12 protein-coding genes, 1 rRNA gene and 1 riboswitch are annotated in these 14,214 nt (G+C 69.7%); of the genes, 1 reads left to right on the top strand and 12 read right to left on the bottom strand.

The window, feature by feature from the left end; translation table 11 throughout:
* Nucleotides 1-27: 27 nt before the first annotated feature.
* Nucleotides 28-2,913: an aminomethyl-transferring glycine dehydrogenase gene (gcvP, locus tag ACFY3I_RS32850; RefSeq protein ID WP_390864684.1), complete on the bottom strand. Its 2,886-nt coding sequence runs from the start codon at nt 2,911-2,913 to the stop codon at nt 28-30.
* Between the two features lie 175 nt (nt 2,914-3,088).
* Nucleotides 3,089-3,181, bottom strand: a riboswitch (glycine riboswitch).
* Between the two features lie 114 nt (nt 3,182-3,295).
* On the opposite strand from gcvP, the gene ACFY3I_RS32845 reads away from it, so the two are divergent.
* Nucleotides 3,296-3,670, top strand: coding sequence for a PRC-barrel domain-containing protein (locus ACFY3I_RS32845; protein WP_365284963.1), 375 nt, complete (start codon nt 3,296-3,298; stop codon nt 3,668-3,670).
* A 166-nt stretch (nt 3,671-3,836) separates the two neighbouring features.
* Here ACFY3I_RS32845 and ACFY3I_RS32840 read toward each other — a convergent pair whose 3' ends face one another.
* The 11 genes from ACFY3I_RS32840 to rrf form a co-directional block, all read right to left on the bottom strand.
* Entirely contained in the window at nt 3,837-5,171 is a 1,335-nt protein-coding gene (locus ACFY3I_RS32840; RefSeq protein ID WP_390864683.1) for a DNA polymerase IV, read from the bottom strand.
* 89 nt (nt 5,172-5,260) lie between these two features.
* The gene (locus ACFY3I_RS32835) at nt 5,261-5,944 is read right to left on the bottom strand and encodes a MerR family transcriptional regulator (protein ID WP_390864682.1); all 684 of its coding nucleotides are present in this window, start codon (nt 5,942-5,944) and stop codon (nt 5,261-5,263) included.
* 274 nt (nt 5,945-6,218) lie between these two features.
* The gene (locus ACFY3I_RS32830; RefSeq protein ID WP_026253112.1) at nt 6,219-6,692 is read right to left on the bottom strand and encodes a bifunctional nuclease family protein; all 474 of its coding nucleotides are present in this window, start codon (nt 6,690-6,692) and stop codon (nt 6,219-6,221) included.
* Nucleotides 6,693-6,783: 91 nt separating this feature from the next.
* The gene (locus ACFY3I_RS32825) at nt 6,784-7,521 is read right to left on the bottom strand and encodes a MerR family transcriptional regulator (protein ID WP_365284957.1); all 738 of its coding nucleotides are present in this window, start codon (nt 7,519-7,521) and stop codon (nt 6,784-6,786) included.
* 41 nt (nt 7,522-7,562) lie between these two features.
* The gene (locus ACFY3I_RS32820; RefSeq protein WP_365284955.1) at nt 7,563-8,393 is read right to left on the bottom strand and encodes an FHA domain-containing protein; all 831 of its coding nucleotides are present in this window, start codon (nt 8,391-8,393) and stop codon (nt 7,563-7,565) included.
* Nucleotides 8,394-8,583: 190 nt separating this feature from the next.
* On the bottom strand, nt 8,584-9,420 hold the full coding sequence (locus ACFY3I_RS32815; RefSeq protein WP_390864681.1) for a DUF881 domain-containing protein: 837 nt from the start codon (nt 9,418-9,420) through the stop codon (nt 8,584-8,586).
* Nucleotides 9,421-9,425: 5 nt separating this feature from the next.
* Nucleotides 9,426-9,758, bottom strand: coding sequence for a small basic family protein (locus ACFY3I_RS32810; protein ID WP_046727248.1), 333 nt, complete (start codon nt 9,756-9,758; stop codon nt 9,426-9,428).
* Entirely contained in the window at nt 9,755-10,666 is a 912-nt protein-coding gene (locus ACFY3I_RS32805; RefSeq protein WP_365284950.1) for a DUF881 domain-containing protein, read from the bottom strand. Before ACFY3I_RS32805 ends, ACFY3I_RS32810 begins: the two co-directional genes overlap by 4 nt.
* Nucleotides 10,667-10,784: 118 nt before the next feature.
* On the bottom strand, nt 10,785-13,280 hold the full coding sequence (locus ACFY3I_RS32800) for a sugar phosphate nucleotidyltransferase (RefSeq protein WP_390864680.1): 2,496 nt from the start codon (nt 13,278-13,280) through the stop codon (nt 10,785-10,787).
* Between the two features lie 118 nt (nt 13,281-13,398).
* Complete coding sequence (locus tag ACFY3I_RS32795) at nt 13,399-14,007, bottom strand: CDP-alcohol phosphatidyltransferase family protein (RefSeq protein ID WP_360497198.1); 609 nt, start codon at nt 14,005-14,007, stop codon at nt 13,399-13,401.
* Between the two features lie 112 nt (nt 14,008-14,119).
* Nucleotides 14,120-14,214 (bottom strand): 5S ribosomal RNA (gene rrf / locus ACFY3I_RS32790); the annotation flags it as partial.

The following is a 14,214-nucleotide window of genomic DNA, read 5'->3' as shown; positions in this document are numbered from 1 at the left end:
GTCACGTCACGTTCCCACCGCCGTGGATCAGTCCTCGTAGGCGTCCAGCGGCGGGCAGGAGCAGACCAGGTTCCGGTCGCCGAAGGCCTGGTCGATCCGGCGTACCGGCGGCCAGTACTTGTCGGCGGCGGACACCCCGGCCGGGAACACGGCCTCGGCACGCGAGTAGGCGTGCTCCCACTCCCCGCCGAGCGCGGCGGCGGTGTGCGGCGCGCCCCGCAGCGGGTTGTCCTCCGCGGGCCACTCCCCCGCCCCGACCTTGTCGATCTCCGCGCGGATGGCGATCATCGCCTCACAGAACCGGTCCAGCTCGCCCAGGTCCTCGGACTCGGTCGGCTCGATCATGAGCGTGCCGGCCACCGGGAAGGACATCGTCGGTGCGTGGAACCCGTAGTCGATGAGCCGCTTGGCGACGTCGTCGACGCTCACGCCGGTCGCCTTGGTGAGCGGGCGCAGGTCGATGATGCACTCGTGCGCGACCAGTCCGCCGGGGCCGGTGTAGAGCACGGGGAAGTGCGGCTCCAGCCGCTTGGCGACGTAGTTGGCGCTGAGCACGGCCACCTGGGTGGCGCGCTTGAGCCCCTCGCCGCCCATCAGGCGGACGTACGCCCACGAGATCGGCAGGATCCCCGCGGAACCCCAGGGCGCGGCCGAGATCGGCCCGACGCCCGTCTCGGGGCCGGCGGCCGGCTGGAGCGGGTGGTTCGGCAGGTACGGCGCAAGGTGGGACCGTACGGCCACCGGGCCGACGCCCGGGCCGCCGCCGCCGTGCGGGATGCAGAAGGTCTTGTGCAGGTTCAGGTGCGAGACGTCGCCGCCGAAGTGCCCGGGCTTGGCGACCCCGACCAGGGCGTTGAGGTTGGCCCCGTCGACGTAGACCTGGCCACCGGACTCGTGAACCAGGGCGCAGATGTCCGCGACGTGCTCCTCGAACACACCGTGGGTGGACGGGTAGGTGATCATCAGTACGGCGAGCTGGTCGCGGTGCTGCTCGATCTTCGCCCGCAGGTCCTCGACGTCGACCTCGCCGTCCTCGGCGGTCTTCACGACGACGACCTTCATCCCGGCCATCACGGCGCTGGCGGCGTTGGTGCCGTGCGCGGAGGAGGGGATCAGGCACACCGTGCGCTGCTCGTCGCCGTTGGCGCGGTGGTAGGCGCGGACGGCGAGCAGACCGGCCAGCTCGCCCTGCGAGCCGGCGTTGGGCTGCAGCGACACCTTGTCGTAGCCCGTGACCTCGGCGAGCCGCTCCTCCAGCTCCCGGATGAGCGTCAGGTAGCCCTGTGCCTGCTCGGCGGGGGCGAAGGGGTGCAGCTGGCCGAACTCGGGCCAGGTGACCGGCTCCATCTCGGTGGTCGCGTTGAGCTTCATGGTGCAGGAGCCCAGCGGGATCATGCCCCGGTCCAGCGCGTAGTCGCGGTCGGCGAGGCGGCGCAGGTAGCGCAGCATCGCGGTCTCGGACCGGTGCTCGTGGAAGACGGGGTGCCCCAGGTAGCCGTCCTCGCGCAGCAGCGCCTCGGGCAGGGTGTCCGCGGCGGCCGTGTCCAGGGCCTCGACGTCGCCGTCGACCCCGAAGGCCGCCCACACGGCACCGAGCTGGGCGCGCGTGGTGGTCTCGTCGCAGGCCATGGAGACGTGGTCGGCGTCGACGAGGCGCAGGTTGACCCCGTTCTGCCGGGCGGCGGCGGCCACCTCGGCGGCCTTGCCGGGCACGCGCGCGGTGAGGGTGTCGAAGTAGGCGCCGTGCACGAGCTCGACGCCGCCGGCCTCGAGCCCGGCGGCCAGGATCGTGGCGTAGCGGTGGGTCCGCCGCGCGATGGCCCGCAGCCCCTCGGGGCCGTGGTAGACGGCGTACATGCCGGCCATCACGGCGAGCAGCACCTGTGCGGTGCAGATGTTGCTGGTGGCCTTCTCACGGCGGATGTGCTGCTCACGGGTCTGCAGCGCGAGCCGGTAGGCCTTGTGCCCGTCGGCGTCGACGGAGACGCCCACGAGCCGGCCGGGCAGGCTGCGCGCGAACTTCTCCCGCACCGCCATGTAGCCGGCGTGCGGCCCGCCGAAGCCCATCGGCACGCCGAACCGCTGGGTGGTGCCGACCGCGATGTCAGCGCCCAGTTCGCCCGGCGAGGTCAGCAGGGTCAGCGCGAGCAGGTCGGCGGCGACGGTGACCAGGGCGCCCAGCCCGTGCGCCTGCTCGACGAGCGGCTTGATGTCGCGTACGGCACCGGAGGCACCCGGGTACTGGACGAGCACGCCGTTGATCTCGCGCGCGGCGAGGTCGGCCGGGATGCCGTCGCTGAGGTCCGCCACGACGACCTCGACGCCGGTCGGCTCGCACCGGGTCTCTATCACGGCGATCGTCTGCGGCAGCGCGTCCGCGTCGACGACGAAGACGCCCTTCTTGTTCTTGCCCATGCGCAGCGACAGGGCCACGGCCTCGGCGGCGGCCGTGCCCTCGTCGAGCAGCGACGCACCGGAGGTGGGCAGTCCGGTGAGGTCGGCGACCACGGTCTGGAAGTTCAGCAGCGCCTCCAGCCGGCCCTGCGAGATCTCCGGCTGGTACGGGGTGTACGCCGTGTACCAGGCGGGGTTCTCCATCACGTTCCGCAGGATGACGGGCGGCGTGAAGGTGCCGTAGTAGCCCAGCCCGATCATCGAGCCGAGCACCTGGTTGCGGTCGGCCAGCGAGCGGAGCTCGGCCAGGACCTCGGCCTCGGTGCGCGCGCCAGGCAGCTCCAGCGAGTCGGCGTTCTTGATCACGTCCGGCACGGCGGCGGCCGTCAGCTCGTCGAGCGAGCCGTACCCGACCTGGGCGAGCATCTTGGCCCGGGCCTCGTCGTCGGGTCCGATGTGGCGCTGCTCGAAGGGGATTCCCTGCTCTAGCTCGGAGAGCGGAACACGCTGGGCGGTCATGGCGGAGGCCTCCTGGTCTGACGCGACCTTCGAGGGGTACCCCGGCACGGGTACCCCGACGGCCTCCCCCTCTGTCATCTCAACCTGAGAGCTTCGCCGGACACCCAGGGGTGTCCGGCTTTCACCGTCGGTGAGAGCGGACGCCGACGACGTCCGCCCTGCTTTCCAGAGTGACCTCGTCCGTGCGGTACGTGGGCCTGAGAGATTCCGGGGAGGATTTGCTCCTTCGGCGCCTCCGGTGTCCGGAGGACTCTCCCGCACGGGGTCAGCAGCCGCTTGCCAGCCTACCAGCGAGGGCAACACACGGGCCTTCGAGTGGCCGCCTCCTTCAATGTGCTCTTTTGTAGTGCTTACGAATGAGTTGCGACCTAGTGGAGGGCCCGTGCAGACCGACATCGATCCGCGCAACCTGATCGGCCGCAAGGCGTTCGACCGCAACGGCACGAAGATCGGCACGATCGACGAGGTCTACCTCGACGACGCGACCGGGGTGCCGGAGTGGGCGGCCATACGCACCGGCCTGTTCTCCCGGGACGCCTTCGTGCCCCTGGAGCCGAGCGAGCTGGTCGAGGGCACCCTCAAGGTCCCCTTCGACCGCGCCCTGATCAAGGACGCCCCCGACTTCGGGGTGGGCCGCCACCTCTCCCCCGAGCAGGAACTCCAGCTCTATCACCACTACGGCCTGGACACCACGGCCCCGCCCCCTCCGGACCACGACTTCGGCAAGCTGGCGGGAACGGAGGACACGGGGGCCTGACCGGGGGCCGCCAAGGGGTCACTCACCGGCGCTGCGGGGGGATTGTCGCCGTGTGCGGGGCCGCGTCGCCGCCGACCGCAGGCGGGAACCGGCTGGCTCAGCGCCCCGCCAGGGGCGCGGGAACCCCGTGACCGGCTGCCCGGTCCCCACCGCCCGGCACGTACCGTCACCCCTGCACCAGCGGCAGCGGGTCCACCGGTTCCAGCTCGGGATCGTCGACCCGGAAGGTCCGCACCCGCCCCGGCTCCACCGCCCAGGGCGTCTCGAACCGCACCGTCACCCGCCCCAGCCCGCTCCCCTGCACCCATCCGTGTCCGTACCCGGCATGCCGCACGTCGTGCCCCGCGGGCCATCTCCGCTCGCTGACGGCCTCCTGCTCGGCGACCGGCTCGGCCGTCTCCTCCTCGGCCAGGATCTCCGCCGCCTCACCCGCCGCCTGCGCGAAGAGGTCCTCCTGGGTGTAGTCGGCGAGCCCCGACACGCCCACGCCCAGCAGCCGCACCCCGCCCGTCGTGTCCACGGAGTCCAGCAGCCGCGCGGCGGCCTCCCGCACCACCGCCGGGTCGTCGGTCGGCCCCCGGAGCGTCTCCGACCGGGTGAGCGTGGAGAAGTCGTAGCGCCGCACCTTGATCACGATGGTCCGCCCGGACAGCCCGGCCGCCCGCAGCCTGCGCACACACCGGTCGGCCAGCCTTCGTACCTCCATGCCCACCCGCAGCCGGTCGTGGATGTCCACGTCGTAGGTGTCCTCGACGGACACCGACTTGGCCTCCCGCTCGGCGACCACGGGCCGTTCGTCGCGGGCCAGCGCCATCGCGTACAACGCCTGACCGTGAGCCCTGCCCAGCAGCCGCACCACCTCGTCCTCGCCCGCCTCGGCGATCTCGTCGACCGTGGCGATCCCGGCCCGTCGCAGATGGTCTCCGGTCGCCGGCCCGACACCCGGCAGGGTCCGCACGGGCATCGGCCCGAGCATGGCCCGCTCCGTGCCCGGCTCGATCAGCACCAGCCCGTCCGGCTTGGCCTGCTCCGAGCCGATCTTCGCGAGCATCTTGGAGGCGGCGAGCCCGACCGACCCGGAGAGCCCCGTGGCACCCCGTATGTCCGCGCGCAGCCTCTCCCCCACCGACCTCGCCGATCCCGCGTCCCAGGCCACCTCACCCGCCTCCAGGTCCACGAACGCCTCGTCCAGGCTCAGCGGCTCCACCAGCGGTGACAGCTCGTGCAGCAGCGCCATCACCTGCTCGCTGATCGACCGGTACAGCCCGAAGCGAGGCACCAGGTACGCGGCGTTCGGCGCCAGCCTGCGGGCCTGTGCCATCGGCATCGCCGAGTGCACCCCGAAGACCCGGGCCTCGTAGGAGGCGGTGGCCACCACACCGCGCGGTCCGAGCCCGCCCACGACCACGGCCTTTCCGCGCAGGCTCGGCTTCGACGCCTGCTCCACGGAGGCGTAGAAGGCATCCATGTCGAGATGCAGGATCGTGGGCGCGTTTCTCACACCTTTGATGCTGCACCACAGCACTGACAATGCCCCGGCACGCGACCGTGCCGGGGCGTCACAGAGCCGTACGGGTGCGGGCCGGCCCCTCAGACCGCCTTGTTGCGGCGGCGGGCCAGCTCGTCGGCGGGGTTGTGCCCGACCAGCGTCTCCCCGGTGTCGACGCGCTCGCCGTGCAGCTGGGAGAGCGCGCTCTCCACGTCGTGCCACACCACACCGACGGCGATCCCGAAGACGCCCTGACCGCCCTGGAGCAGCGCGTGGACCTCGTCGGGCGAGGTGCACTCGTAGACCGTGGCGCCGTCGCTCATGAGGGTCATCCGCTCCAGGTCGCGGAAGCCGCGTTCCCGCAGGTGCTGGACGGCGGTGCGGATGTTCTGGAGGGAGACCCCTGTGTCCAGGAACCGCTTGACGATCTTCAGGACGACGACGTCCCGGAAGCTGTACAGGCGCTGGGTGCCCGAGCCGTAGGCCGGACGCACGCTGGGCTCGACCAGACCGGTGCGGGCCCAGTAGTCGAGCTGCCGGTACGTGATGCCGGCCGCCGCACAGGCCGTGGGCCCCCGGTAGCCGAACTCCTCGGTCGCCATGGACGCCGCCCCTCCGCCGCTGGGCACTGCCGTCGGCCGCTGCGGAGCCTGACCGGCCGTGCTGCCGTGCTGGGGATCCCCCCGGCCCGAACGAAGTTGAGAGCTCGAGGGAGGGTACGGACCGCTCTCCCCGAGACCGCGTCCCGGGACACCCCCGGCCATACCGTCGCCGCTGCTTCTCACGCCGACCTCCGTCCTTGACCTGCCTTCTCGACGGTAGGCAGTCACCAGGGGTGCGTCAACGATCGCCACACTCGGCACGCCGAGTGATAATCACCCTAGGAGTGGTTTCCCGTGCCCCACCGCGGGGAAAGGCTAGCCGAATGCTCTGCCGGGAAGGCGTAGGACGCTCTCAGTGGCCGCTGGCAATTGCCCGTGAGTTCCAACCGTGACCTGCCGTCATCCGGCCCGCCACCGCCCCCTCGGGAGACGGCCGACAGGCCGGTCGGCAGGCCCCTCACTGGCTGCTGGTGCCGAAGTCCTCGGGCGAGATCTGGTCGAGGAACTCGCGGAACTTCTCCACCTCGTCCTCCTGTTCGTCCGGGATCGCGATGCCGGCGTCGTCCAGCACCGTGTCGCTCCCGTAGATCGGCGTACCGGTGCGCAGCGCCAGCGCTATGGCATCGGACGGGCGGGCGCTCACCTCGACGCCGCTGGCGAACACCAGCTCCGCGTAGAAGACGCCCTCACGCAGGTCCGTGATGCGTACTTCGGTGAGCTCCTGCCCGACGGCCTCGAGCACGTCCTTGAACAGGTCGTGGGTCAGCGGCCGCGCGGGCGCCATGCCCTGCTGGGCGAACGCGATCGCCGTCGCCTCCCCCGGCCCGATCCAGATGGGAAGGTAACGGTCGCCTCCCACTTCGCGCAGGAGCACGATCGGTTGGTTGGAGGGCATTTCCACCCGGACACCTACGACATCGAGCTCGTTCACACAGCAACCCTAGGCCGTGCCCGGGATGTTTGGGTAGTCGGGCCCGGAACGCGCGCCCGATCCGGCCTCGGCCCGGGTCCTGTCACGGCGGTCACGGCAGCCGCACCCCGAGAGCGGTCTGCACCAGCGCGGCATGCAGTTTCACCGTGAGCGCCGCCAGCTCCTTCGTACGGGCCTCCGCGTGGGCCCTGGTCTGCGGATTGCGGTGCCGCTTGAGCGGAGCCACCACCTGGTCCACCAGGCCCGCCTCACGGTCGGCGGCCGCCTTCATCGCCCGCAGATGCCGCGGCTCGATGCCGAATCTGCCCAGCTCGGTCACGAGCCCGGCCACGGTCACCGCCTCGGAGTCGTACACGCCGTCCTCCACCGGAGTGAGCAGCCCGTACGACTCCCACTCCGTGAGACGGTTCTCGTCGATCTCGGCGGCCGCGAGCAGCTCGTCCCGGCCGATGCGCGCCACCGCGGGCGCCTCGGGCACGATCGCCACCGTCTCGCCGTCCCGCTGCCGCCCCAGCACGGGCAGCTGTACTGCCTCACCGCGCTCCATGGCGTCCAGGTACTCCCGGATCACCTTCAGCGGCAGGTAGTGGTCCCGCTGCATCCTCAGGACGTGTCCGAGACGCTCCACGTCCCCGGCACTGAACTTCCGGTACCCGGAGGGGGTCCGTCGGGGTTCGATGAGCCCCTCGGACTCCAGGAAGCGGATCTTTGAGATGGTGACTTCGGGGAACTCGTCGCGCAGCACGTTCAGCACCGTGCCGATGCTCATCAGCCCGGATTCCGTGGCGGCGGTGCCGTTGCCGGTACCGCCGCTCGGTGTGTGCAGCATGGACCCTTCTTCCCTGGGGCCCCCGCACGAGGTCCGCAGGGTCAGATGCCCTGCCGGCTCGCGTAGAAGACCAGCCGGTACTTGCCGATCTGGACCTCGTCACCGTTCGACAGGGCGACCTGGTCGATGCGCTCCCGGTTGACGTAGGTGCCGTTGAGGCTGCCCACGTCGGCCACCGTGAACGAACCGTCCGGCTGGCGGCGGAACTCCACGTGCCGGCGCGAGACCGTCACGTCGTCCAGGAAGATGTCGCTCTGCGGATGACGGCCGGCCGTGGTCAGGTCGCTGTCCAGCAGGAAGCGACTTCCCGAGTTCGGGCCACGGCGCACCACCAGCAGCGCGGAACCCAGCGGCAGCGCGTCGACGGCCGCCTGGGCCTCCGGCGAGAGCGCCGGGGCCTGGGTCTGCCCGGTGACCTCGGCGTCGTAGGCCTCGAGGCCGGAGATCGAGATCGTGGACGTCGTCTCCGACGCCCGCTCGGGCACGGCGCCCGCGCGCAGCGGGGCACCGCAGTTGGAACAGAAGCGGGCGTTCTCCGCGTTGCGGTTACCGCACCTCGTACAAACCAGGGCCGACATGGACGGATCCTCCTGCCGCGGCTGCCCCGCCGGGACGTTGGACGCGTGCGGACCGGAGGTAAACCCTCCACCCGCACCTGAGGTTGACGGTTGCCCGAAACCTATGCCGCCGGACTGGGACGGGTCAACTGACGGCGCGCCCTGACCTCCCGAAATGTCACCCCCCGGACCAGCCACCTGATCCCGGAACAGCGGACGCTGACCGTCCGCGTCGGGCTGTGCGCGATGACGGGCGGTCGCGTTGTCGCTGCCCTCTCGCGCGCTCTTGCCGAACAACTTCGAAAACAACTTCACGGGCGATTCCCCTTGACCGAAACAGACCCGCCCGTGGGGCAGGACGAACCCTGACTCAATAAACCGGCCGACCCGGACAACCACACAACGTCCGTATCCACCAGACAGTTTCCACCACGCCCCGGTTCCCCGGTGCGCCGACCCCCCGCATCCTCATGCCCTCGCCGGACGTCCCGCATGCACCACCGGTTCACTGTGAGGTCGACCGAGCGTAGTCAGGCTGCTTCGCCGGTCGCAAGGCATCCACGACGATCTTGGTCGATCGTTCGACGGTCACAGTCGCCTGTTCCTTCTCCAGGGTCTGCACCACGCCTCCGGGGATGTTGAGAGCCGGTTCGAGGTCCTGCGGCTTGCCGATCACCTTGAAAACGAAAGGCTGGGTGATCTTGTTCCCGTCGACGCTCACACTCTTGCCGGAATCCGTCAGGTAGGTGCCGGAGATCACGCGCACGCCGTTGACCTGGATCGCCTCCGCACCGGCCGCGCGCAGCTCCTGGATCGCGTCGAGCAGCATGTCCGCCTGCACCGTCCCCTTCGGGTCGTCGACCGTCATCGTGATGCCAGGACCCTGAGCCGCCACGGTGCCCGCCAGAATGCCGAGTTGCCTCTCCTTCTCGGCCGTCTGCCTGCGCGCCTCCGCCGCCTGGTCGGAGCTGCTCTGCAACTCCTGACGCTGCTTCTCCAGTCCTGTCCTCTCGTCCTCAAGACGCTGAGTACGGTCGTCCAGTTCATCGAGGATGCGAACAAGATCTTCCTGGCGGGCACCGCGCAGGGCGCTGTCGTTGTCGCTGTTCGACGCCACCTGCACGGCGAGCCCGAATCCGAGCCCGAACAGGAGCACGGCGACGATCAGTTGGGCCCGGCTGACCCGCGGCGGCCACAGTCCCTGGACCAGTCGCCGCCTGCCGGTCAGCCCGTCCCCGGGCTTCGACTCGTCGGCGGAAACGGCTTCCGGCGCCGCGGAGGGCACCTCGGCGGGCAGTTCCCTGCGCAGCCGGTGCTCGGGCTGGTTCTCGTGCTCGCTCATACCGCTCACGCCCGGAAGACGTGCCGTCGGATCGCCGCGGCGTTGGAGAAGATACGGATACCGAGGACCACGACGACGCCCGTGGACAGCTGCGAGCCCACGCCCAGCTTGTCGCCGAGGAAGACGATCAACGCGGCCACCACCACGTTGGACAGGAACGACACCACGAAGACCTTGTCGTCGAAGATCCCGTCGAGCATGGCCCGCAGACCGCCGAAGACGGCGTCGAGCGCCGCGACGACGGCGATCGGCAGATACGGCTCGACGACCGCCGGAACCTCCGGACGGACCAACAGTCCGGCCACGACGCCCACGACGAGGCCAAGTACGGCGATCACGATGTGCCCTTCTCAGTCTTCTCGGTGTACGGCTCGGCCGTACGTACGATCACGCTGGGTGCGGCGGGCAGCCGGACGTCACTCTCCGTGGAGATCGTCGCCCGGATGTCGAAGTTCTCCTCCAGGGCGTGCAGGTACAGCCCGTCGGGACTGTCCTGGAACCTGGAGCTGAGCTTCTCCCCGTCCCCCACCGCCAGCACCGTGTACGGCGGTACCAGCGGCCTGTTGTCGACCAGTATCGCGTCTCCCGCGGCCCTGATCGCGGACAGGGCGGTCAGCCGCTGCCCGTTGATCGAGATCGCCTCGGCACCCGAGGCCCACAGCCCGTTCACGACCCGCTGCATGTCGTGGTCCCGCACCCGGCCGGTGTCGGAGAACCCCGAGGTCTCCCGCGGATTGTCCGCGTCACCGCCCGAGGAGGCCTCCTTGGCGTCGTTCACGCTCAGCTTCACCCCGGGGCCCCGGACCGCCGTCGCACCCGACAGGATGCCCACCAGGTCCGCCTGCCCGCTCCCGCCGCTCTCCTTCAGCGCCGCACGCTGACGGGCGCTGACGTCGTCACGGAGCTTGTCGACGTTGCTCTCCAGCTTGTCGGCCGCCGCCGTCTCACGGTCGATGCGGTCGATGAGCTCCTGCCGCTCCTTGGCCACGACCGGAGCCGTCACCCGCGCCTGCGCGGCCCCCACGGTCACCACCAGGGCCGCGAGTACCAGACCGCCGGCGAGGCCCAGCCTGGCCCGGAGGGTCTTCGGCATGCCGCCGGCCTCCCCGAGCGCCCGCTTGCGGGCCGCCGCCTGCGCGTACCCGTCGTCGAGGCTGTGGTCCATGACGTTGGTGATCAACGACATGGAGGCGTCCAGGCGGCGCGACCGGGTGGCGCTGCTCCGAACGGGGGGTTGCTGCGGCATGCCGCACATCGTCGCACGTTGCCACCGGTACCTCCGAATGGCCCCACCGGCGTGCCGGACAGGCCCCCCTCGGGGGACACCTGTCCGGCACGCGCGCGTGCGGTGCGATGCGGTGGGGTCAGCGTCCGGCGCTGTCCACGATCGCCGACCACTCGTCCAGCAGGGCCTGCGCGGAGGCGTCGTCGGGACCCTCCGCCCACAGATGGGTGACCGCCTCGGCCGGGTCGGGCAGCACCATCACCCAGCGCCCGTCGGTCTCCACGACCCGCACCCCGTCCGTCGTGTCCACGGAACGATCACCGGCCGCCTCGACGACACGTCGCATGACCAGGCCCTTGACGGCCCACGGGGTGGCCAGGTCCCGCTTGAGGACATGGGCCCGCGGGATCCGGGCGTCGATCTGGCTGAGCGTGAGCTGCGTGCGCGCCACCAGCCCGATCAGACGCACGAAGGCCGCCGTACCGTCGTACACACTGCTGAACTCGGGGACGATGAATCCGCCCTTGCCGTCACCCCCGAAGATGGTGCCCTCCTCACGCCCCACGCGCGTGAGGTCGTCGGGTGAGGTGGTCGTCCACTCGACCTGGGTGCCGTGGTACGCGGCCACCTGCTCGGCGATCCGGGTCGTGGTGACCGGAAGCGCCACCCGGCCGCTGCGCCGCTCGGCGGCGACCAGGTCGAGCATCACCAGCAGCGCCCGGTCGTCCTCGATGATGCGGCCCTTCTCGTCCACCAGGGACAGCCGCTCGCCCACCGGGTCGAACCGGACGCCGAACGCGGCCCCGGAGGACGCCACGATCTCGCCGAGGCGCACCAGCCCCGCCCGCCGCTGATCCGCCGTCTCCGTGGGCCTGGCCTCGTTGAGACCGGGATTGACGGTCAGCGAGTCCACACCGAGCTTCCCGAGCAGGCTGGGCAGGACGAGCCCGGCGCTGCCGTTGGAGGCGTCGACGACGACCTTCAGGCCGGCTTCCGCGATCCCGGTCGTGTCGACGTTGCGCAGCAGCGACCCGGTGTACGAGTCGAAGACACTGGCCGGGAAGTACAGGTCACCGATCTCACCGGGGAACGCCCGGCGGTACTCCTGTCGGGCGAAGATGCGGTCCAGCTTGCGCTGGCTGGCCTGCGACAGGTCGGCGCCCTGACCGTCGAAGAACATGATGTCCACGGAGTCCGGCACCCCGGGCGAGGTCCGGATCATGATGCCGCCGGCACTGCCCCGCGCGGTCTGCTGCCGTGCCACCGGCAGGGGCACGTTCTCCAGGTCGCGTACGTCGATGGCGCTGGCCTGCAGAGCGGAGATGACCGCCCGCTTGAGCGCACGGGCACCGCGGGAGTGGTCCCGGGCGGTGGTGACCGTCGAGCCCTTCTTCAGGGTGGTCGCGTACGCGCCTGCGAGCCGCACGGCCAGTTCCGGCGTGATCTCCACGTTCAGGATTCCGGAGACGCCACGTGCGCCGAAGAGATGCGCCTGCCCTCGGGATTCCCAGATGACGGAGGTGTTGACGAATGCGCCGGCCTCGATCGTCTTGAACGGATAGACGCGGACGTTGCCCTGCACGATCGATTCCTCACCGATCAGGCACTCGTCACCGATGACCGCCCCGTCCTCGATCCGGGCGGCCCGCATGATGTCCGTGTTCTTCCCGACGACGCAGCCCCGCAGATTGCTGTGCTGCCCGACGTAGACGTTGTCGTGGACGACGGCCCGGTGCAGGAAGGCACCGCTCTTCACGACGACGTTGGATCCCACGACGGTGTGCTCGCGGATTTCCGTGCCGGCCTCGACCTTGGCGTAGTCGCCGATGTACAGCGGACCGCGCAGTTCGGCGTCGGGATGCACCTCGGCGCCCTCGGCGACCCAGACACCCGGCGATATCTCGAAGCCGTCGATGTCGACGTCGACCTTGCCCTCCAGGACGTCGGCCTGCGCCTTCACGTACGACTCGTGAGTGCCGACATCCTCCCAGTAGCCCTCGGCGACATAGCCGTAGATCGGCTTGCCTTCCTTCATCAACTGGGGGAAGACGTCGCCGGACCAGTCGACCGGAACGTCGGCCTCGACGTAGTCGAACACCTCGGGCTCCATCACGTAGATGCCCGTGTTCACCGTGTCGGAGAAGACCTGTCCCCAGGTCGGCTTCTCCAGGAACCGCTCGACCTTGCCCTCTTCGTCGACGATGGTGATGCCGAATTCCAGCGGATTGGGCACCCGGGTCAGACAGACCGTGACGAGTGCGCCCTTCGCCTTGTGGAAGGTGATGAGTTCGGTGAGGTCGAAGTCGGTCAGCGCATCGCCGGAGATGACGAGGAAGGCATCGTCCTTCAGCGCCTCTTCGGCGTTCTTGACGCTCCCGGCGGTACCGAGTGGCTTCTCCTCATTGGCATAGGTGAGCTCCATACCGAGCTCCTCGCCGTCTCCGAAGTAGTTCTTGACCAGCGATGCCAGGAACTGCACGGTGACGACGGTCTCGGTGAGCCCATGCCTTTTGAGCAGCCGAAGCACGTGCTCCATGATCGGGCGGTTCACCACCGGAAGGAGCGGCTTGGGCATGCTAGAGGTCATTGGGCGAAGGCGTGTACCTTCGCCACCGGCCATCACGACGGCCTTCATGTCGGAAGCGTCCTCCTCTAAAAGATGACGGTCTAGCCGACTTCACCCGTCCAGATTGTCCCCCACTTTTCCGCCGCGGGCCATCGAGAGCAACTCTGCGTCCGGACAATCGCCGAGCTCAATCGGCTGTGGCGTCCGCACGAACCAGACGACGGACCTGCACCACGTAGAGCACTCCTGCCCACCAGTAGAGCGTTGTACCCCATCCGGCGAACGCCCATCCGAAAACTGCAGCCAGTGACGAGATCCAGCCGCTTCCGTCACTCAGGAGCAGGAGCGGGAACGCGTACATCAGATTGAACGTGGCTGCCTTGCCGAGGAAGTTCACCTGCGGCGGCGGATAGCCGTGGCGACGGAGGATCCCCACCATCACCAGCAGCACCAGTTCGCGCAGCAGTAGTACGGCCGTCAACCAGAGCGGCAGAATCTCGCGCCAGGTGAGTCCGACGAGCGTGGACAGGATGTACAGCCGGTCCGCGGCGGGGTCCAGCAGCCGGCCGAGGCTGCTGATCTGGTTCCAGCGCCGGGCGAGCTTGCCGTCCAGGTAGTCGCTGATACCGCTGAACGCCAGCACCAGCAGCGCCCAGCCGTCGCTCTTGGGCCCGCCGAACTCGGGCCTGAGGATCAACCACAGGAAGACGGGTACACCGACGAGACGCGCCATGCTGAGGATGTTCGGGATGGTGAGGACCCGGTCCGTCTGGACGCGGGTCTCCTGGACCTCCACCCGGGGGCCTCCTGTGAAGTGAAACGAGCCAACTTTGCTCCCTGACCCTACCTCAACACAAAAAAGCTCCGGCTCTCGGGCTTGATGCCCAAGAGCCGGAGCTCTAAAAGGAGTTCGGCGGTGTCCTACTCTCCCACAGGGTCCCCCCTGCAGTACCATCGGCGCTGTAAGGCTTAGCTTCCGGGTTCGGAATGTAACCGGGCGTTT

Origin of the sequence: Streptomyces sp. NPDC001068, from assembly GCF_042897315.1 — a bacterium.
Classification (GTDB): Bacteria; Actinomycetota; Actinomycetes; order Streptomycetales; family Streptomycetaceae; genus Streptomyces.
The sequence above is the reverse complement of the archived record's forward strand: the minus strand, read 5'-3'. Positions and strand labels throughout refer to the sequence as shown.